This window comes from Streptomyces sp. NRRL S-1022, from assembly GCF_000720135.1.
Taxonomy (GTDB): domain Bacteria; phylum Actinomycetota; class Actinomycetes; order Streptomycetales; family Streptomycetaceae; genus Streptomyces.
Map to the genome: position 1 here is coordinate 105,081 of NZ_JOIU01000025.1, position 18,332 is coordinate 123,412.

Genomic DNA, 18,332 nt, shown 5'->3' on the forward strand with positions numbered 1-18,332 from the left:
CGGCTCACGACCGTGGGCCGGCGCCCGCCCGCCGCACGTCAGGCGATCCCGCCCGCCGCCAGCACCAGCCGCGCCAGTTCGGGGTGCACGATGTCGCTGTGCGCCCCGGTCGGCGCGCCCCCGCGCCGGACGACGGCCGCCGCGTCCACGTTCACACAGCCGGACGCGGGCAGGGAGCCGCCGAGGGCCGCCGCCAGGTCCAGGCGGGCGGTGTCCGGGACGGCCTGCACCCCGTCGTGCCCCATGGCCCCCCAGCGCGGCCCGAGCACGGCCGCGATCTCACTGCCCGCGCACGCGCGGTCGTCCCCGGCGAGCCGGGAGGCCAGCGGGTAGAACGTGCCGAGGGCCGCGTCGAAGTGCGAGTAGCAGCACACCAGCGGGCCGTCGACGCGCCGCCGGCCGTCCTTGAGCGCCCCGGACCGGTCCGGGGCGTGCGGCAGCCGGTCCGCGAAGGCGTAGTGCGAGAAGGCCCCCTGGAGCAGCGTCACCGACTTCACCGTGGTCACGCCCGCGGGCAGCCCGCGCAGCGCGAACGCCACCAGCCGGCCGCCGAAGCTGTGGCCGGCCAGGTGCACCCGCACCCCCGGCGCCGCCCCGGCCAGCTGCCCGAGCACCGGCCCGAGACCCCGCTCGCCGACCGTCCCGGCCCGCCGCTTCATCCGGTAGTACGTCGCCTGCCGCAGCAGCTCCTTCGCGCCGTCCCACGGATCGGGCAGGCTGAACCCGGGCGCGCCGCCCTCCGGTCCGAGCGCGGCCAGGGCCTCGGCGAACTGCTCGCACGCCGTCACCGGATCCCCGTCGAACACGGCCGGTTCGCCCTCCTCGTCCGTGTCGGCCGGCCCCGGGTCCCCGTCCGTGTCCAGCAGCAGCCGCACCAGCCCCCCGAACTCGGCCAGCCCCCGGGTGCCGTCCGGCCGTTCGTCCAGCATCCGGGCCAGCTGGTCCAGCACCGGCGCCCGGCCCGGGAAGGCCTCCAGCAGGGCGCGCCGGGAGTCCTTGTCCAGCGCCGGGCGCGGCGCCGCCTCCGCCTCCACGGCCGCCACGGACCTCGGGAAGTCGGGGATCGGCTCGTCGCTGAACCGCATCGACGGCCAGATCACGCCGACGTACCCGAGCCGCGCCCGCGGGGCCAGCTTCGGTACCGGGGCGAAGAAGCGGCGGTACAGGGCGGTCGCGCCCGAGCGGTCGTTGTTCCAGCCGTGCGAGAAGACGATCAGGTCACGGACGCCGTGCTCCGTGACCTGCGCCACCAGCCGGTCGCGTTCGGGGCCGTCCACGTCCCCGTCCGCGTCGAAGGTCAGCTCCCAGTAGGGAGTCACGCTCATCCCAGCATCCGCCATACCAGGCTCCCTCGTCCCCCGGGACACGGTGCGCATCGGTGCGTTTCGCGCGTATCGTCCTGCGGGAACGCGGGGTTGGCCATACGACGCGGCTCACTTGTAGAGGAGATATTCCTTTCGAACCCGCCGGAACGCGGCCAGCTCCTCCTGCCAGGCGCCCGTCACCTCGTCCGGGCCGGCGCCCGCGTCGATCATCGTGCGCACCCGGGCGGAACCGGTGAGCTTGTCGATCCAGTCGTCGGACCGCCAGGCGAAGCCGCTCCACACCTGCCGGGCGGTCACCAGCAGCGCGATCCCGGTGCGTACGGGGTCGTAGGCGGCCCGGTCGGTCACGTGGATCTGCACCCCGCCGACGGTCCTGCCCTGGAACTTGGAGAACGTGGGCGTGAAGTACGCCTCCCGGAACCGCACGCCCGGCAGCCCGAGTTCGCCGGCGGCGGCGGCCCAGCGGCCGTCGACGCCCTCGGCGCCGAGGAGTTCGAAGGGCCGGGTCGTGCCGCGTCCCTCGGAGAGGTTGGTGCCCTCGAACATGCAGGTACCGGAGTACACCAGCGCGGTGTCCGGGGTGGGCATGTTCGGGCTCGGCGGCACCCAGGGCAGACCGGAGGCGTCGTGGAACCAGCCGCGTCGCCAGCCCGACATGCCTACGGTCTCCAGGGCCACCGGCGTGGCCAGGAACTCCCCGTTGAACAGCCGGGCCAGCTCCGCGACGGTCATCCCGTGGGCCTGCGCGATCGGCTGCCGGCCGACGAAGGTGGCGAACTCCCGGTGCAGGACCGGGCCTTGCGCCTCGCGGCCGGTGACCGGGTTGGGGCGGTCCAGGACGACGAAGCGCAGGCCGGCGAGCTGGGCCGCCTCCATGCAGTCGTAGAGGGTCCAGATGTACGTGTAGAAGCGGGCGCCGACGTCCTGGATGTCGAAGACGACCGTGTCGACGCCGGAGGCGGTGAAGACGTCGGCGAGCGGCCGGCCGCTCTTGAGGTACGTGTCGTACACCGGCAGCCCGGTGGCGGGATCGTCGTAGCGGCCCTCGGAACCGCCGGCCTGCGCGGTGCCGCGGAAGCCGTGCTCGGGGCCGAAGACCGCCGTCAGCCGGACGCGCGGGTCCGCGTGCATGACGTCGACGATGTGCCGGGCGTCCCTGGTGATGCCCGTGGGGTTGGTGACGACGCCGACGCGCCGGCCGCTCAGGAGCGCGTAACCGGTGGCCGCGAGTCTTTCGAAGCCGGTGCGGAGGTGCTCGGGGTGTCCGGGCGTGGCTGGGACAGCCGTCATCGTGGCCGATGCGAGAAGGGTCCGTCGGGACAGGTGCATGGGGTCCTCCGGTGAGTGGACACGTGCGGACCGTGCGTGGTGCTCGCGCGGTTCCCCGCGCCCCTAGAGGTTGGGGCAGTCACCCTTTCCTTTACACATACCGACTGGTTAGTCTGAGCCGGCCAGAGCCGACGCGCGCCGCGCGAAAATCGTGTCGAAGGAGACCGATGGTGGATGCCGTGCAGGATGCGGGAGTGGTCGTCACCGGGGCGGGCGGTGGGATCGGGGCCGCGCTGGCCCGGCGGTTCGCCGCCGCGGGAGCCCGGGTCGTGGTGAACGACCTGGACGCCGGGAAGGCAGAGGCGGTGGCCGAGGAGATCGGCGGGACCGCCGTACCCGGCGACGCCTCCGCGATCGTCGCGGAGGCCCGGGAGGCGCTCGGCGGCACGGTGGACGTCTACTGCGCCAACGCCGGCGTCGCCTTCGAGGACGGCGACCTCGACCGCCCGCTGGACGAGCAGACCTGGGCGACGTCCTGGGACGTCAACCTGATGGCCCACGTCCGCGCGGCCCACGCGCTGCTGCCCGACTGGCTGGAGCGGGGCAGCGGACGGTTCGTCTCCACCGTCTCCGCCGCCGGACTGCTGACGATGATCGGCGCGCCCTCCTACAGCGTGACCAAGCACGGCGCCTACGCCTTCGCCGAGTGGCTGTCGCTGACGTACCGCCACCGGGGCGTCAAGGTGCACGCCGTCTGCCCGCAGGGCGTGCGCACCGACATGCTGGCCGCCACCGGCAGCGCGGGCGACCTGGTGCTCCAGCCCACCGCGATCGAGCCGGCGGCCGTGGCCGACGCCCTGTTCCAGGGCATCGAGGACGACCGCTTCCTGATCCTGCCGCATCCCGAGGTCGCCGGCTTCTACCAGGTGCGGGCCGGTGAGCCCGACCGCTGGCTCGCCACCATGAACCACATCCAGCAGAAGTGGGAGGCCGCCCGGTGACCACGTCCCCCTACGCCGCCCGCCCCTGGCTCGCGCTGCTCGACGAGACCCAGCGCGCCCCGCTCGACCCTGCCGACTCGCTCGTGCACGCCCTGCGTGACGCCGTCGCCGCGGCCCCCGACCGCACCTTCCTCGCCTACTTCGACGCCCGGCTCGGCTACCGCGAGGTGGACGAGCTGACCGACGGCGTGGCCGCCCACCTCGTGGCGCGCGGCCTGCGGCGCGGCGACCGGGTCGCCGTCCTGCTGCAGAACTCCCCGCACTTCGTGCTGGCCGTGCTCGGCGCCTGGAAGGCGGGCGCGACCGTCGTCCCGGTCAACCCGATGTACAAGTCGGGCGAGGTGGCGCACGTCCTGCGGGACGGCGAGGTGGCCGCGCTGATCTGCTCCGACCGGGCCTGGGAGACGTACCTGCGGGAGACGGCCGCCGGTTCGCCGGTGCGGATCGCGCTCACCGCGTGCGAGCGGGACTTCCAGACCCGCGACGACCCGCGCGTGCTGGCCTTCGAGCGGCTGCCCCAGGCCCCGGACGCCGACGACCTGGTGACCGTCGCCCGGCAGGGCGGCCGGGGCCCCGAGGACCGGCTGCCGCGCCCCGACGACATCGCCCTGATCAGCTACACCTCGGGCACCAGCGGCACCCCCAAGGGCGCCACCAACACGCACGCCAACATCATGTACAACGCCGAGCGGCAGGCCACCGGGCTCGGCCTGCCCGAGGCGCCCGTCTACTACGCGCTCGCGCCGCTGTTCCACATCACCGGCATGGTCTGCCAGTTCGGCGCCTGTCTCAGCAGCGCCGGCACCCTGGTGCTCACCTACCGCTTCGAGCCCGGTGTCGTCCTGGAGGCCTTCGCCGAGCACCGCCCGCACTACACCGTCGGCCCCTCCACCGCCTACATGGCGCTCGCCGCCCACCCGGACGCCGGCCGCGAGCACTTCGCCTCCTTCGTGAACCTGTCCTCCGGCGGCGCACCCGTGCCGCCGGCCCTGGTGGAGAAGTTCCGGGAGCGCCTGGGACCGTACATCCGCGTCGGCTACGGCCTCACCGAGTGCACCGCCCCCTGCGCCTCCGTCCCGCCCCACCTGGAGGCGCCCGTGGACCCGGTCTCCGGGACGCTGTCCGTGGGCCTGCCCGGCGCCGACACGGTCGTGCGGATCCTGGACGAGCAGGGTGCGGAGGTGCCCCTCGGGGAGCACGGCGAGATCGTCGTCCGCGGACCGCAGGTGGTGCCCGGCTACTGGCGGCGCCCCGACGCCACCGCCGAGACCTTCCCGGACGGCGAGCTGCGCACCGGCGACATCGGCTTCATGGACGAGCAGGGCTGGCTGTACGTCGTCGACCGCAAGAAGGACATGATCAACGCGTCCGGCTTCAAGGTGTGGCCGCGCGAGGTCGAGGACGTCCTGTACACGCACCCCGCGGTGCGCGAAGCGGCCGTGGTCGGCGTGCCGGACGGGTACCGTGGCGAGACCGTCAAGGCCTATATCAGCCTCCGTCCCGGGGCCGAGGCGGACCCGGACGAACTCGCGGTGTACTGCAAGGAGAGACTGGCCGCCTACAAGTACCCGCGGCAGGTGGAGATCCTGCCCGACCTGCCGAAGACGGCGAGTGGGAAGATCCTCCGGCGGGAACTGCGTTCCCGCACCGGACGCGAGTAGCGGCAGACCCGGTCAGCGCAACGGAAAGGCAGGTGGCGGCAGTGCCCAGGACGACGGACGGAGACGGGACGCCCGTCCCGCAGCGGCTGCTGGCCGCCGCCACCCGGCTCTTCGCCGAGCAGGGCTACGACCGCACCTCCGTGCAGGAGATCGTGGAGGCGGCCGGCGTCACCAAGGGGGCGCTGTACCACTACTTCGGCTCCAAGGACGACCTCCTGCACGAGGTGTACGCGCGCGTGCTGCGCCTCCAGCAGGAGCGGCTGGACACCTTCGCCAATGCCGACGAGCCCGTGGAGAAGCGGCTCAGAGGCGCGGCGGCGGACGTCGTCGTCACGACGATCGAGAACCTCGACGACGCGATGATCTTCTTCCGGTCCATGCACCACCTGAGCCCGGAGAAGAACAAGCAGGTCCGCGCCGAGCGCCGGCGCTACCACGAGCGCTTCCGCGCGCTGATCGAGGAGGGCCAGAAGGCCGGCGTCTTCTCCACGGCGACCCCGGCCGACCTGATCGTGGACTACCACTTCGGCTCCGTCCACCACCTGTCGACCTGGTACCGCCCCGACGGCCCGCTGAGCCCCCAGGAGGTGGCCGACCACCTCGCCGACCTGCTGCTGCGGGCCCTGCGTCCGTAGCACGTGGCACGTGGCCCGGCCGGCCGATGGTCGTCCGTCCCCTCGGACTAGCCGATGATCTCCTTGAAGAACAGGACGGCGGAGCCGGCCGTGCCGCCGCCCACGCTCAGCGCGACCGGCCACGGGTTGCCGGCCAGCGCCGCCAGCACCGTGGCGCCGGCCCCGGCCAGGGCGGCCAGCAGAAAGACCAGGGCGGCGCGCTGGGTGAGCAGCGGCCCGTCCCGGTCGGGCCGCGAACGCTCGGACTCGGACACCCCCGCACCCCTCAGCCGACACCGGGGACGGGGGCGCCCACCGGCTCCAGGGGCGGCACGCCGACGCCGTCCCGCTCCGACAGCCGCCACGGGTCCTGCGCGGGCCGGATCAGCGCGAACTCGACCTCGCCGTCCGCGCCCACCCGGACACCGTGCACCGCCGGTTCCGGAAGGCTGTTGTAGTGGAACGGCGTCGAGAAGTAGTAGGCGCCGGTGTCCGGGACGACGACCAGGTCACCGGTCCGCAGCGGCGGCAGCGCACGGTCGCGGGCCAGCAGGTCGCCGGCGAAGCAGGCCGGCCCCGCGACGTCCTGGCGCACGGGCCGGCCCCGCCTGGCCGTGCCGTACCCGTCGTACGCCTCGATCCGCAGCGGCCAGGCGTCGGGGCCGAACACCGTCCGGGTGGCGACCTGTACGCCCGCGTGGGTGACGGCGATCGGCCGGCCCCCCGCGGTCTTGGTGTACTCGACGTACGCGGCCAGGAAGCCGTTCTTCGCCAGGAGCGAGCGGCCGAACTCGGTGACGATCCGGTACCCGCGCCGGAACAGGTCCGGCGCGTGCGTCCGCAGCTGCTCGACGTAGGTGGCGAAGCCGGGCGTGACCTCGTCGTCGGCGAAGTTGACGGGGAGTCCGCCGCCGATGTCGACGCCCTCCACCCGGCCCGGCCCGAAGGCCGCCTCCACCTCGTCCGCGAAGTCCACCGCCTGGGCCACCCCGCGGGCCATGAGGTCGAGGGGGCAGCCCTGGGACCCGGTGTGCGTGTGCACCCAGGTCAGCCACGGGTGCTCGGCGAAGGCCCGGACCAGCCGCTCCCGGTTGCCGGGGTCCGTCAGCGGCACGCCGAACTTCGAGGTGCTCGTGGCGGTGCTCATCGCGGCGATGCTGCCGCCGCCGATCTGGCAGTTGAGGCGCACCCCGATCCGGGACGCCGAAGGGCGCCGGGCGAGGAGGTCCGCGATCCGCTCCAGCTCCTGGAAGCTGTCCGCGTTGACGGCCACCCCGAGGGCCAGGGCCCGCTCCAGTTCCGCCCGCGTCTTGGCGGGCGCGTCGAAGACGATCCGGTCGGGCGGGAAGCCGGCCGCGAGCGCCCGGGCCAGCTCGCCCGCGGACGCCACCTCGCATCCCATGCCGAGCCCGGCCAGCTCCCGGAGCACGGGCACCAGGCAGTTGGCCTTCGCGGCGAACGTGTGCAGGACGCGGGGGGCCGCGGACGGGCCCGCGTCCTGCCGGGTGCCCTCCCCGCAGGGGCCGGCGAACGCCTCGTGCAGCGCGCCGACCGTGGCCGCGACCCCGTCGAGGTCGACGAAGGCGGCCAGCAGGGACTCCTCCGGGTCCAGCAGCCCCTGGCGTACGGCCTCCTGGAGGATGCGTTCACGCCGGGCGGCGGGGGTCACAGCGGTCATGGTGAACCTTCCGGGGTCGGGGTCGCGAGGCCCGGGAGCGTCCCGGGCGCCCTCCCAGGCTGCTCGCCGCGCCCCCCGCCCGTCTTCGTCGGTTCGGCAGAGACGTCCCCGCCCCGGCCGCCGCCGGGGGGTACGGCCGGACCGCGCGGGCCGCGCCGTTGTGCGCCCCGACGGCGACGGCGCCCCGCCTTGGTGCGGGCGCACGAACGACGGCCCCGGGGTCAGGGCCGCGGCGGCGCTCCGGCCCCTCCCGGCCGCGGGCCCTCGTCGGCCAGCCGTAACTGGAGCTGCGCCAGCAGCCGCGCGTCCGGGCTGTCCAGGTCGAGCCCCGAGACCGTGGCGATCCGGCCCAGCCGGTAGCGCAGGCTGTTGGGGTGCACCGAGAGGCTGCGCGCGGCCGCGGACACGTCACCGAAGTGGTCGAGGTAGGCACGCAGCGTCTCCACGAGCCGGCTCCCGGCGTGCTCGGCGTCGAACGCGGCCAGCCGCGCCACCGAGGTCCCCGGCGGCAGCAGTACGTCCCGCAGCGCCTCGACCACCTGCAGGACGCCGATCGTGTCCGCCACCTCCTCCACCCACGCCACGGTGCGCGGGCCCCCGGCCCGGCCGAGGGCCCTGAGCGCCAGCTCGGCGTCCCGGCGCGACTCGGCCGCCCGCGCCAGCGCCGGCACGACCGGGCCCAGGCCCGCCCGCACCTGCCCGCCGGTCGCCTCCGACACCCGTGCCGCCAGCGACTCCCCGAGCCGCACCAGCTGCTCGCGGGCCCGGTCCGGATCCAGCGCGCACACCAGCACCAGGGCCCGGCCGCCCGCCGGTACGACCACGACCCGGTGCCCGAGCGCGGTGCAGTGCAGGGCGAGCAGGCCGTACATCGTCGACGGGTCGCGGGAGGGCTCCTCCGCGGGCGCGTCGGTGCCGAGGCCCACCGCCAGCACGGCGCAGGGCTCCTGCGCCGGCAGCGACGCCCGCTCGGCCAGCAGTTCCGCCGAGCCGCGCTCCTCCAGCAGCGCACGCGCCGCGTCCTCCACCAGCCGGCCGTCCGCCCCGCGCGTGTGGTGGCGCAGCAGATGGGCGGCGGCCGCCCGGGCCGCCGTACGCAGCGCCTCGGCCGCGTTCGGGGCGAGCGGCCTGCCGCCGACCGCGGCCACCCACACCGACCCCAGCACCTCGCCGTTCGCGCGGACGGCGCACACCAGGCGTTCCGGGTCATCGCCCCGGGCCCGCCGGTGCAGCACCTCGTCCGTCGCCCACAGGGCACGGAACAGGCCCGCCTCCCGCATCGCGGCCACCCGCCGGGGCGGGACCCGCCGCCCCAGGATGGTCAGCCGGCGCATCTCGTCCACGTTCTCCTCCGTGGAGGAGTACGCCAGGACGCGGGAGTCGGTGTCCTCGATGGTCACCGAGCCGCCGACCAGGGCGGCGACCGCGTCGGCCAGCGTGTCCAGGTCCCCGACGGCCGGTCCGAGGGCCGGTGGCGCCCCCGCGGCGGCCAGCCCGGCCCGCACCACGCCCACCAGCTGCTCCCAGTCGCACCACCGGGTGCGGTACAGCACCGCCACCCCGGCCTCCTCGGCGGCGGCACGCAGGGCCCGGGCCGACTGTTCGGTGCGGTCGGGGCCCAGCACCACACCGCCGGCGCCGGCGGCACCGGCCCGGCGTACGACGTCCAGGGCGTGCGCCGAGGCGGGGTCGACGGCCGGCGCGAGCAGCAGCACCCGCGGCCTGATGTCGGGGTCCAGCGGATCCAGCAGCGCCGCCCTGGCGACGGGCACCGCCAGTCCGGCCGGTGCCGTGTCCAGCTCCAGGGCCCCCGACCCCACGACGGACAGCAGCCGCTCCAGGGTCACCCCGGTCTCCGTGCCCGTCCGCCACTCCGGGTGGTCCCGCAGGTCCGTCACGCTTCCCCCACTCGACGCGCCGCCGGCCTCGCCGGGCCGGTTCCCGATGAGGTACGACACCACACACCGGGCGCACGCTCAACGGCGCACGGAGTCGGCACGAGGGGGACGGCCGGTGCGGCGTCGGGGCCGCACCGGCGTGCGTGTCACAGGTACCGCTTCAGCTCCCGCCGGGCCAGCGACCGCTGGTGCACCTCGTCCGGGCCGTCGGCGAGCATCAGCGTGCGGGCGCTCGCGTACAGCTCGGCCAGCGGGAAGTCCTGGCTCACCCCGCCCGCGCCGTGCAGCTGGATCGCCCGGTCCAGGATGCCGGCCACCGCGCGCGGGGTGGCGATCTTGATGGCCTGGATCTCGGTGTGGGCGCCCTTGTTGCCGACGGTGTCCATCAGCCAGGCCGTCTTCAGCACCAGCAGCCGCAGCTGTTCGACGGTGACCCGGGCGTCGGCGATCCAGTTCTGGACCACGCCCTGCTGGGCCAGCGCCTTGCCGAACGCGGTACGGTCCACGGCCCGCCGGCACATCAGCTCGATGGCCCGCTCGGCCATGCCGATCAGCCGCATGCAGTGGTGGATGCGGCCGGGGCCGAGCCGGGCCTGGGCGATGGCGAAGCCGCCGCCCTCCTCGCCGACGAGGTTCGCCACCGGCACGCGCGCGTGGTCGAAGACCACCTCGGCGTGGCCGCCGTGCGAGTGGTCCTCGTAGCCGAAGACCTGCATGGCCCGCTCGACGGTGACGCCGGGGGTGTCGCGCGGGACCAGGACCATGGACTGCTGGCGGCGGATGTCGGCGCCGTCCGGGTCGGTCTTGCCCATCACGATGAAGACCGCGCAGTCCGGGTTCATCGCCCCGGAGATGTACCACTTGCGGCCGGTGATCACGTACTCGTCGCCGTCCCGCTCGATGCGGGTGGTGATGTTCGTGGCGTCGGAGGAGGCCACCTCCGGCTCGGTCATCGCGAACGCCGAGCGGATCTCGCCGGCCAGCAGCGGCTGCAGCCACTGCTTCTTCTGCTCCTCGGTGCCGAACTGCGCCAGCACCTCCATGTTCCCGGTGTCGGGCGCGGCGCAGTTGGTCGCGGTGGGCGCGAGGTGCGGGGAGCGGCCGGTGATCTCGGCGAGCGGGGCGTACTGGAGGTTGGTGAGCCCGGCGCCGTACTCGCCGTCCGGGAGGAAGAGGTTCCACAGACCCTGCCTGCGGGCCTCGGCCTTCAGCTCCCCGACCACGGCCGGGGTGTCCCAGGGCGAGGCGAGCGCGGCCCGCTGCTCCTCGGCGACCGCCTCGGCCGGGTAGACGTGCTCGTCCATGAAGGCGAGCAGCTTGGCGCGCAGTTCCTCGGTGCGTGCGTCGAACGCGAAGTCCATGCCGGTCACCCTTCCTGGAGCGTGGTCAGTCCGTGGTCGATGAAGACGGGTACGAGGTCGCCGATGCGGTCGAAGCCGCGGCCGACCGTCTGGCCGAGGGTGTACCGGTAGTGGATGCCCTCCAGGATCACGGCGAGCTTGAACCAGGCGTACGCCGTGTACCAGGAGACGGCCGAGACGTCCCGGCCGGAGCCGGCCGCGTACCGCTCGATAAGCTCCCGCGGGTCGGGGTGGCCCGGCGCCTCGGCGGTGGTGGAGACGGGGGAGTCCGGCGTGCCGAGCGGCCGGCTGTAGATCACCAGCAGGCCGAGATCGGTCAGCGGGTCGCCGAGCGTGGACATCTCCCAGTCGAGGATGGCCTTGATCCGGTCGTCGTCCCCGATCAGGACGTTGTCGAGCCGGTAGTCGCCGTGCACGACGGCCGGGGCGGGGGAGCGGGGCAGGTCACGGCCGAGGGCCGCGTGCAGCTCGTCGATGCCCGGCAGGTCGCGGTTGCGGGACGCGTCCAGCTGCTTGCCCCAGCGGCGCAGCTGCCGGTCCAGGAAGCCCTCGGGGCGGCCGAAGTCCGCCAGGCCCACCGCGGCCGGTTCCACCGCGTGCAGCTCGACCAGCGTGTCCACCAGGGACAGCACCGCGTTCCGGGTGCGCTCCGGACCGAGTGCGGCGAGCTGGCCGGCGGTGCGGTACGGGGTGCCCTCCACGAACTCCATCACGTAGAACGGCGCCCCGAGCACCTCCTCGTCCTCGCACAGCAGCACCGGGCGGGGGACCGGCACCTGGGTCGGGTGCAGGGCGCTGATGACCCGGTGTTCGCGCCTCATGTCGTGCGCGGTGGCCAGCACGTGGCCGAGCGGGGGCCGGCGGACGACCCACTTCGAGGTGCCGTCGGAGACCGCGTAGGTGAGGTTCGACCGTCCGCCCTCGATGAGCCGTCCGGTCAGCGGGCCGCTGACCAGGCCGGGACGCTCGCGCTCCAGCGTGGCGCGCAGCCGGTCCAGGTCGAGTCCGGGCGGGTGGTCGGCGCTCATTCATCACTCCTGACAACGGGTGAACAAGAACAGGACTCATGATGCCGACCGGTCGGTATGTCGTCCAGTGCGAAGGCCGAACCCGACGGCAAACGTGACCGGAGCCACGATAGGCCGAGGTGGCCGTCCCCGGGGTGCCCGGTCATGGTGCTCGCCTCCGCGGGGTACGGGGGTGGGACCGAAAGGCTGCCACGCGGAAGCCGTGTCCCAGGACGTCCCGGTTGCGTGGCGCACGAGCAACCCGGAGGGTCGAGGGCATGAAGGGCATCAGCTACCGCCGCTACGGCGGACCCGAGGTACTGGAGTACGGCGAGCTGCGCGACCCCAAGGTCGGTCCCGACCAGGTGCTGGTGAAAGTGCGGGCGGCGGCCGTCAACCCGGTCGACTGGAAGTGCCGCGAGGGGTACCTGGACCCGCTCCTGGACGCCGTCTTCCCGGTGGTCCCCGGCTGGGACGTCAGCGGAGTGGTCGTACGGCCCGGCGCCGCGGTCACCGAGTTCGCCGCCGGCGACGAGGTCATCGGCTACGTCCGCGAGGACTTCCTCTCCCGGGGCACCTTCGCCGAGTACGTCGCCGCGCCCGTGCGCACCCTTGCCCGCAAGCCGAGCGGGCTGTCCTTCGAGGAGGCCGCCGGGCTGCCGCTGGCCGGGCTCACCGCCTCCCAGGTGCTGGTCAAGGCGCTGGAGGTGAAGCAGGGCGAGACCGTCCTGGTGCACGCGGCGGCCGGCGGCGTCGGCTCGCTCGCCGTGCAGATCGCCGTCCACCTCGGCGCCCGGGTCATCGGCACGGCCGGTGAGCGCAACCACGACCACGTCCGCGCGCTGGGCGGCGAGCCGGTGGCCTACGGCGACGGCCTGGCGGAGCGGGTGCGCGCGCTCGCCCCCGAGGGGGTGGAGGCGGTCTTCGACACCGTCGGCGGCGACACCCTGAAGACCTCGGCCAACCTGCTCGCCCCGGAGGGCCGGCTGGCCTCGATCGCCGACCCCGAGGTGGTGGCCTACGGCGGCCGCTACTGCTTCGTCCGCCCGGACGCCGAGGACCTGCGGCACCTGGCACACCTGGCCGACCAGGGCGTCGTCACCGTCCACGTCCAGCAGACCTTCCCGCTCGCCCGCGCGGCCGACGCCCACCGGCTCAGCCAGGAGGGCCACACCCGCGGCAAGATCGTCGTGACGGTGGACGGGGAGTCCGGGGAAGGGGAGACCGGGGAGGGCGCCGCCTAGCCGGCCGCCGCACCTACACCACCAGCACCGCGGCGCACGCGGCCATCGCCACCGCGCACAGCACCGCCGCCGTCGCGTGGCGGGGGGCCAGGGCGGGCGGCGGGGTGCCGGAGGACAGGGCGCGGATGCGGTGGTGGGCCATGCCGAGGAAGCCCAGCCACAGCCCGCAGCACAGCGCGCACACGAGGGCACCGGTGGCGGACGCGCCGCCGTGCAGCGCCGCCTTGACGCCCAGGACGGCGACCACCGCACCGGACAGCGTCGTACGCCGCCAGGCCAGCCGGGTCCGCTCGGGCTGGAGCCCGGGATCCCGGCCCGCCGGGTCCTCGTCGCGCGGTCCCGGGCCCGGGCTCACCCCTCCCACCCCACCAGCACGACCACGACCATCGCGACGGCCACCACCGCGACGACCAGGCTCAGCAGCACCGGGAAACGGGACGCGGGCAGGTCCTCGCCGCGGCGCATCGCCCGCTCGCAGCGCACCCAGTGGTTCACCGCGCGCAGCGAGCAGAGCACCCCGGCGGCGAGCAGCGCGAGCGCGAGTCCGACCCGCCACCCCCGGCTCAGGTCCGGCAGGAACTGGTCCACCGCGAATCCGCCGCCGATCAGCGCCAGCGCGGTGCGCAGCCAGGCGAGGAAGGTGCGCTCGTTGGCCAGCGAGAACCGGTAGTCGGGCGTGCCGCCCTCGTCCCGCACCCGCTCCGGCGCGAACCACAACCGGATGTTCCGCACGAATTCGCTCACACGGCCGACCCTACCCGGCGATCACCGGGCCGCCCGGAACGCCCGCAGCCGCTCGTAGGCCGCCAGCCCGTCCGGCACCCACTCCCACTCGCCGAGCCGCCGCGCGACCTCCTCCTCGGGCAGGAAGGCGTGCCACTGGACCTCTTCGGCCTGGGGCCGCACCGGCAGTTCGCAGCGCACCTCGTACACCGCCGACCACCAGCCCTGCCCGGCGCCGTCGTCGTACAGGAACTTGAAGCGGAACTCCGGCTGCGGCAGCCCCCGTACCCCCAGCTCCTCCTCGGCCTCCCGCAGCGCCGCCTCGTCGTAGGACTCGCCCGCGCCGACGACACCGCCGACGAACATGTCGTACAGGGAGGGGAAGACCAGCTTGGTCGCGGTGCGCCGGTGCACGAAGAGCCGGCCGGCCGCGTCCCGGGCCTCGATGAACACACAGCGGTGGCGCAGTCCCCGGGCGTAGGCCTCGCCGCGCGGGGACCGCGCGACGACCCGGTCGTGCTCGTCGACGATGTCGAGGATCTCGTCAGCAGGGTTCATGCCCGTATCCAAGCAGGGGGGCTCAGCGCCGCTCCAGGGACCCGGCCCGGTCCGCCTGCTCCGCCGCGCCGCACGGCATCGCCGGATGCAGCCCGAGCAGCACGATGCCCGCCACCACGGCCGCGAGCCCGGCCGCCTCCCCGGCCAGCGCCCCGGTGTCGGTGCGCAGCCGGTCGCCGAGGAAGCCCACTCCGCACAGGATCCCGGCGAGCGGCTCGGCCGCCGTGAGCGCGGGCAGCGACATGCGCAGCGGGGCCGTCTCGAACGCGCTCTGCACCAGGACCAGACCGGTGACCCCGCACGCCACCACGCCGTACGGCTGCCAGCCGGTGAACAGCTCGCCGAAGCCGCCGTCGGCGAAGCGGATGCCGCTCACCCGGGTCAGCGCGTCCTGGACGCCGTACAGCAGTCCGGCCGCCAGGGCCAGCAGTACCGGGCCCCAGCTCAGCCGGGAGCGCTTCGCGTACGTGGTGAGGACCAGGGCGGCGCCCGTCACCGCCCCGATGATCAGCCAGTGCCGCAGCGGATCGGTGACGGCCGTGCCGCCGCGCGGCTCGCCGGCCAGGATGAACGCGCTCACGCCGCCCGCGAGCAGCAGCAGACCGGCCCAGCCCTGGCGGCCCAGGGCCTGTCTGGTCCGGTAGCGGGACAGGGCGAGGGCGAACAGCAGATTGGTCGCGAGCAGCGGCTCCACCAGGGAGATCTCGCCCCTGCCGAGGGCGACCGCGCCGAGCACCATGCCGGCCACCATCAGCCCGAGCCCGCCGAGCCAGCGCGGCACCCGCACCAGGTCGAGCAGCAGCCGGAAGGAGAGGAAGTCGCTCAGCGGCGCCTTCTGCGCCGCGTCCTGCTGGAGGACGAATCCGAAGCCCAGACAGCAGGCCGCGCTCACGGCGAGGAGGAGAACCAGAACCGACACGCTGCGTACCTCGATCATCCGGCCGGACCACGGGCGCGTAGTGGCCGACTGTAGCGCTCCCGGGGCCCAGGCGCCCCGCACGTGCCCGGAGCCGGGCGGTGGACTCGTCATGCTCCGCAACCGGCGGGCGCGGCGCCATGGCGTACGCCACAGGAGCCGGGGCGGACGGCCCGGAACGCGATGGCATACGCCACAGGAAAATTCCCTCGGCGAGATCGCCCGGTACGCGGCCCACCTGCGCCGGAGCCCTCAAGTCCGTTTTCGGGCCGAGAAGTTGAAGCTCGCAACTACGCCGTTCCGCTTGACGCGACCCGTGGCTGGGGGTTTGCTGTGCGTGACCGGTCGATGGCAGCCCGAGAAACAGGAAGCCCGCGGTGCCCCCTCTCCCGCCTCTGCTCGGCGCTCGCCGGGCCCCGACGGAACCGTCCGGCGCGCCCGCCCAGGACGACCCCGGCGCCTTCGACGCCGCCCTCGACGACGCCGGACTGCGCACCGCCCGGGCCGCGCTGGCCCAGGGCCGGCGGCAGGCCGTGCGCGCCCTGCTGGTGCACACCGGGGACGACTGGGACCGCCGCGGCCACCGCCTCACCGTGCTCGCCCGGGACCCGTACGCCGCCGCCTGGGCGAGCGACTGGCTGACCGCCGAGCCCGGCTCCGCCGACGCCGCCGCGCTGCTCGCCCTGGCCCTGGTCCACCGCGCGCTGCGCGGCAGGGAGCAACCCGGCCGGGCCCGCGAGGCCTGTGACACCGCCGCGGGCCTCGCCCCCGCCGACCCCACCCCCTGGCTCGGCCGGCTGCTGCTCGCCCGCGCCCTCGGACCCGAGCGCGAGGTGCTCGACACCTTCGGCGAGCTGTACCGCCGGCACCCCGAGCACCACCACGCCCACCACCTGCTGATCGCCCGCCTCGCCGAACGGCCCGCGGGCAGCCGGGCGGCCGAGGCCCACGAGGTCTACGACGTCGCCGAAACGGCCGCCGCCGAGGCCCCCGCCGACTCCCCGCTGGCCGTCCTGCCGGTCGTCGCGTACGCCGAGCGCTACCGGGTCCTCGCCGCCACCGGCCCGGTCCCGGCCGGCCCCACCGCCTCCGGGCACTGGTCCGGCCCGCGGGCCCGGCGCATCCTGCGCGCCTGCTTCGACTGGTGGCTGGAGTGGGAGCACGACGAGCACCCCCGCCGCCACATCGACCTCAACCACCTCGCCTTCGCCCTGACCTGCGCCGGCCGTCCGGCCGAGGCGGCGGCCCTGTTCCAGCGCATCGGCGAGCACGCCACCCCGGCGCCCTGGTCCTACGCGCACCCCGATCCCCGGGCCGCCTTCCACGCCGCCCGCACCCGCGCGCTCGGACGGTGAGCGACAGCGGCCGCGCCGACGTACATACGGCAGTACGGAAAAAGTGACGAAAGTCTGACCCGCGACCCGATGATCTGGCCCCGCGGGGCCCCGAGTGCTCGAATGAACACGTGAACCCTGAACCATCCGAGGAACCGATACCGCAACCGGAACCGGGCGGCCGGCCCATCGGCCGCCGGGTCTTCCTCGGCACCCTCGGCCTGGGCGCCCTCGGCGTGGTCGCCGCACCCCCGCTGCAACGCGGCCTCGAAGGGTTCCTCGGCGGCGTCGCCGACAAGGACCCCACCGGGCTGACCGGCCTGCTGCCCAACGGCGGCGGCTTCCGCTACTACTCCGTGGCCGCCTCCGTTCCGCACCGGAGCGCCGCGGACTACCGCCTCACCGTCGACGGCCTGGTCGACCGCCCGGGCGGCTACACCCTGGCCGGCCTGCGCGCCCTGCCGCAGACCCGGCTGGTCCGGGACGTGCAGTGCGTCACCGGCTGGCGGGTCCCGGGCACCCCCTTCCAGGGCGTACGCCTGTCCCACCTGCTCGACGCGGCCGGCGTCCGCCCCACCGCCCGGGCCGTGCGCTTCACCTGCTTCGACGGCACCTACACCGAGAGCCTCACCCTCGACCAGGCCCGCCGCCCGGACGTCCTGGTCGCCCTGCGCATGCAGGACAAGGACATCGGCCACGACCACGGCGGCCCGGTCCGCCTCTACGTCGCCCCCATGTACTTCTACAAGTCCGCCAAGTGGCTCTCCGGCATCACCGTCACCGACCGGGTGCGGCCCGGCTACTGGGAGAACCTCGGCTACGACGTCGACGCCTGGGTCGGCCGCTCGAACGGACGGACCGATGAGCCTACGAGCTGAGACCCCGGCTCCGCCGGAGGCCCGCGTCCACCGCTTCACCCGCGCCGAACGCTGGGTGCACCGCGCGACGGCCGCGCTGATGGGCGTGTGCGTGCTGACCGCCGCCTTCCTCTACATCCCGCAGCTGGCGGTCCTGGTCGGCCGCCGGGAACTGGTCGTCCGGGTCCACCAGTACGCCGGCCTCGCCCTGCCGGTGCCGGTCCTGCTGGGCCTGGCCTCCCGCGCCTTCCGCACCGACCTGCGCTTCCTCAACCGCTTCGGCCCGCACGACCGGGTCTGGCTGCGCGCCGCCCTGCGCCGCGACCGGCGCCACGAGGAGCGCCCCGCCGGCAAGTTCAACGCCGGCCAGAAGATCTACGCCGCCTGGATCGCCGGCGCCACCCTGGTGATGCTCGGCACCGGCCTGATGATGTGGTTCACCCACCTCACCCCGCTGATGTGGCGCACCTCGGCCACCTTCGTCCACGACTGGCTCGCCCTGACCATCGGCGTGGTCCTGGCGGGCCACATCGGCATGGCCCTGGGCGACCCGGAGGCGAGGCGGGGCCTGCGGACGGGAACGGTGAGCGAGGACTGGGCGGACCGGGAGCACCCGCTGTGGCGGCCGTAGTCGCCCGCCGGTCCGTGCCGCTCAGAACTCCAGCAGCACCTTGCAGGACCGCTGCCGGTCGGCGGCCAGCGCGAACGCCGACTCCGCCCCGGCCACCGGGACCACGGCACTGATCAGCCCGTCGAACTCGCCCCGCGCGGCGAGCAGCGCCGGCGCCTAGGCCGTGTTTTAGAACTCGCTGACCTGCCTGGTTGGCCGTCCGGGGAAGTCGCGGGCGGCCAACCAGATGGTGAGGTCGCGGGCGATGTCGTTGAT

The 18,332-nt window shown here is 74.6% G+C and carries 18 protein-coding genes and 1 pseudogene; 7 read left to right on the forward strand and 12 right to left on the reverse strand.

All coding sequences use genetic code 11. From position 1 onward, the window contains the following. Nucleotides 1–38: 38 nt before the first annotated feature. Both IG05_RS0131455 and IG05_RS0131460 read right to left on the reverse strand, forming a co-directional pair. Nucleotides 39–1,340 carry a hypothetical protein gene (locus IG05_RS0131455; RefSeq protein ID WP_030347444.1) on the reverse strand — a complete coding sequence of 434 codons (1,302 nt, stop codon included), beginning with the start codon at nt 1,338–1,340 and terminating at the stop codon, nt 39–41. 93 nt (nt 1,341–1,433) lie between these two features. Further along, nucleotides 1,434–2,654, reverse strand: coding sequence for an exo-beta-N-acetylmuramidase NamZ domain-containing protein (locus IG05_RS0131460; protein WP_030347445.1), 1,221 nt, complete (start codon nt 2,652–2,654; stop codon nt 1,434–1,436). Nucleotides 2,655–2,821: 167 nt separating this feature from the next. Between IG05_RS0131460 and IG05_RS0131465 the strand changes: the two genes are divergently transcribed. The 3 genes from IG05_RS0131465 to IG05_RS0131475 are packed head-to-tail and all read left to right on the forward strand — an operon-like array spanning nt 2,822 to nt 5,891. After that, nucleotides 2,822–3,595: an SDR family oxidoreductase gene (locus tag IG05_RS0131465; protein WP_030347446.1), complete on the forward strand. Its 774-nt coding sequence runs from the start codon at nt 2,822–2,824 to the stop codon at nt 3,593–3,595. Next, on the forward strand, nt 3,592–5,256 hold the full coding sequence (locus IG05_RS0131470) for a class I adenylate-forming enzyme family protein (protein ID WP_030347447.1): 1,665 nt from the start codon (nt 3,592–3,594) through the stop codon (nt 5,254–5,256). The genes IG05_RS0131465 and IG05_RS0131470 overlap by 4 nt, the downstream gene beginning before the upstream one ends. A gap of 41 nt (nt 5,257–5,297) precedes the next feature. Beyond that, nucleotides 5,298–5,891, forward strand: coding sequence for a TetR/AcrR family transcriptional regulator (locus IG05_RS0131475; RefSeq protein WP_030347448.1), 594 nt, complete (start codon nt 5,298–5,300; stop codon nt 5,889–5,891). A gap of 47 nt (nt 5,892–5,938) precedes the next feature. Here the strand turns inward: IG05_RS0131475 and IG05_RS48025 are convergent, their stop codons facing one another. The 5 genes from IG05_RS48025 to IG05_RS0131500 all read right to left on the reverse strand — a co-directional run bounded on the left by IG05_RS48025 (nt 5,939) and on the right by IG05_RS0131500 (nt 11,835). Next, entirely contained in the window at nt 5,939–6,145 is a 207-nt protein-coding gene (locus IG05_RS48025; RefSeq protein WP_030347449.1) for a hypothetical protein, read from the reverse strand. A gap of 11 nt (nt 6,146–6,156) precedes the next feature. After that, on the reverse strand, nt 6,157–7,548 hold the full coding sequence (locus IG05_RS0131485) for a diaminopimelate decarboxylase (protein ID WP_030347450.1): 1,392 nt from the start codon (nt 7,546–7,548) through the stop codon (nt 6,157–6,159). Nucleotides 7,549–7,769: 221 nt separating this feature from the next. Continuing rightward, complete coding sequence (locus IG05_RS0131490; RefSeq protein ID WP_158839053.1) at nt 7,770–9,446, reverse strand: PucR family transcriptional regulator; 1,677 nt, start codon at nt 9,444–9,446, stop codon at nt 7,770–7,772. Between the two features lie 146 nt (nt 9,447–9,592). Continuing rightward, entirely contained in the window at nt 9,593–10,807 is a 1,215-nt protein-coding gene (locus IG05_RS0131495; protein WP_030347452.1) for an acyl-CoA dehydrogenase family protein, read from the reverse strand. Between the two features lie 5 nt (nt 10,808–10,812). Beyond that, nucleotides 10,813–11,835 (reverse strand): phosphotransferase family protein, encoded by a 1,023-nt coding sequence (locus IG05_RS0131500; protein WP_030347453.1) that lies wholly within the window; start codon nt 11,833–11,835, stop codon nt 10,813–10,815. Nucleotides 11,836–12,092: 257 nt separating this feature from the next. Between IG05_RS0131500 and IG05_RS0131505 the strand changes: the two genes are divergently transcribed. Then, nucleotides 12,093–13,058, forward strand: coding sequence for an NADP-dependent oxidoreductase (locus IG05_RS0131505; protein ID WP_030347454.1), 966 nt, complete (start codon nt 12,093–12,095; stop codon nt 13,056–13,058). A 13-nt stretch (nt 13,059–13,071) separates the two neighbouring features. Here the strand turns inward: IG05_RS0131505 and IG05_RS0131510 are convergent, their stop codons facing one another. Genes IG05_RS0131510 through IG05_RS0131525 form a run of 4 tightly spaced genes read right to left on the reverse strand, consistent with a single transcriptional unit; the run spans nt 13,072 to nt 15,258 of the window. Further along, complete coding sequence (locus tag IG05_RS0131510) at nt 13,072–13,413, reverse strand: DUF202 domain-containing protein (protein ID WP_030347455.1); 342 nt, start codon at nt 13,411–13,413, stop codon at nt 13,072–13,074. Then, nucleotides 13,410–13,802 (reverse strand): YidH family protein, encoded by a 393-nt coding sequence (locus tag IG05_RS0131515; protein ID WP_030347456.1) that lies wholly within the window; start codon nt 13,800–13,802, stop codon nt 13,410–13,412. Before IG05_RS0131515 ends, IG05_RS0131510 begins: the two co-directional genes overlap by 4 nt. Nucleotides 13,803–13,823: 21 nt before the next feature. Continuing rightward, nucleotides 13,824–14,339 carry an NUDIX domain-containing protein gene (locus IG05_RS0131520; protein WP_030347457.1) on the reverse strand — a complete coding sequence of 172 codons (516 nt, stop codon included), beginning with the start codon at nt 14,337–14,339 and terminating at the stop codon, nt 13,824–13,826. 22 nt (nt 14,340–14,361) lie between these two features. Next, the gene (locus IG05_RS0131525; RefSeq protein ID WP_037815054.1) at nt 14,362–15,258 is read right to left on the reverse strand and encodes a DMT family transporter; all 897 of its coding nucleotides are present in this window, start codon (nt 15,256–15,258) and stop codon (nt 14,362–14,364) included. 374 nt (nt 15,259–15,632) lie between these two features. Between IG05_RS0131525 and IG05_RS0131530 the strand changes: the two genes are divergently transcribed. The 3 genes from IG05_RS0131530 to IG05_RS0131540 all read left to right on the forward strand — a co-directional run bounded on the left by IG05_RS0131530 (nt 15,633) and on the right by IG05_RS0131540 (nt 18,077). Next, nucleotides 15,633–16,610 carry a hypothetical protein gene (locus tag IG05_RS0131530; protein WP_030347459.1) on the forward strand — a complete coding sequence of 326 codons (978 nt, stop codon included), beginning with the start codon at nt 15,633–15,635 and terminating at the stop codon, nt 16,608–16,610. Nucleotides 16,611–16,720: 110 nt separating this feature from the next. Then, on the forward strand, nt 16,721–17,467 hold the full coding sequence (locus tag IG05_RS0131535; protein ID WP_030347460.1) for a molybdopterin-dependent oxidoreductase: 747 nt from the start codon (nt 16,721–16,723) through the stop codon (nt 17,465–17,467). Continuing rightward, entirely contained in the window at nt 17,451–18,077 is a 627-nt protein-coding gene (locus IG05_RS0131540; protein ID WP_030347461.1) for a cytochrome b/b6 domain-containing protein, read from the forward strand. Before IG05_RS0131535 ends, IG05_RS0131540 begins: the two co-directional genes overlap by 17 nt. 21 nt (nt 18,078–18,098) lie before the next feature. Here IG05_RS0131540 and IG05_RS49555 read toward each other — a convergent pair. Further along, nucleotides 18,099–18,224: pseudogene (locus tag IG05_RS49555) on the reverse strand (L-idonate 5-dehydrogenase); the annotation flags it as partial. Nucleotides 18,225–18,332: the final 108 nt, after the last annotated feature.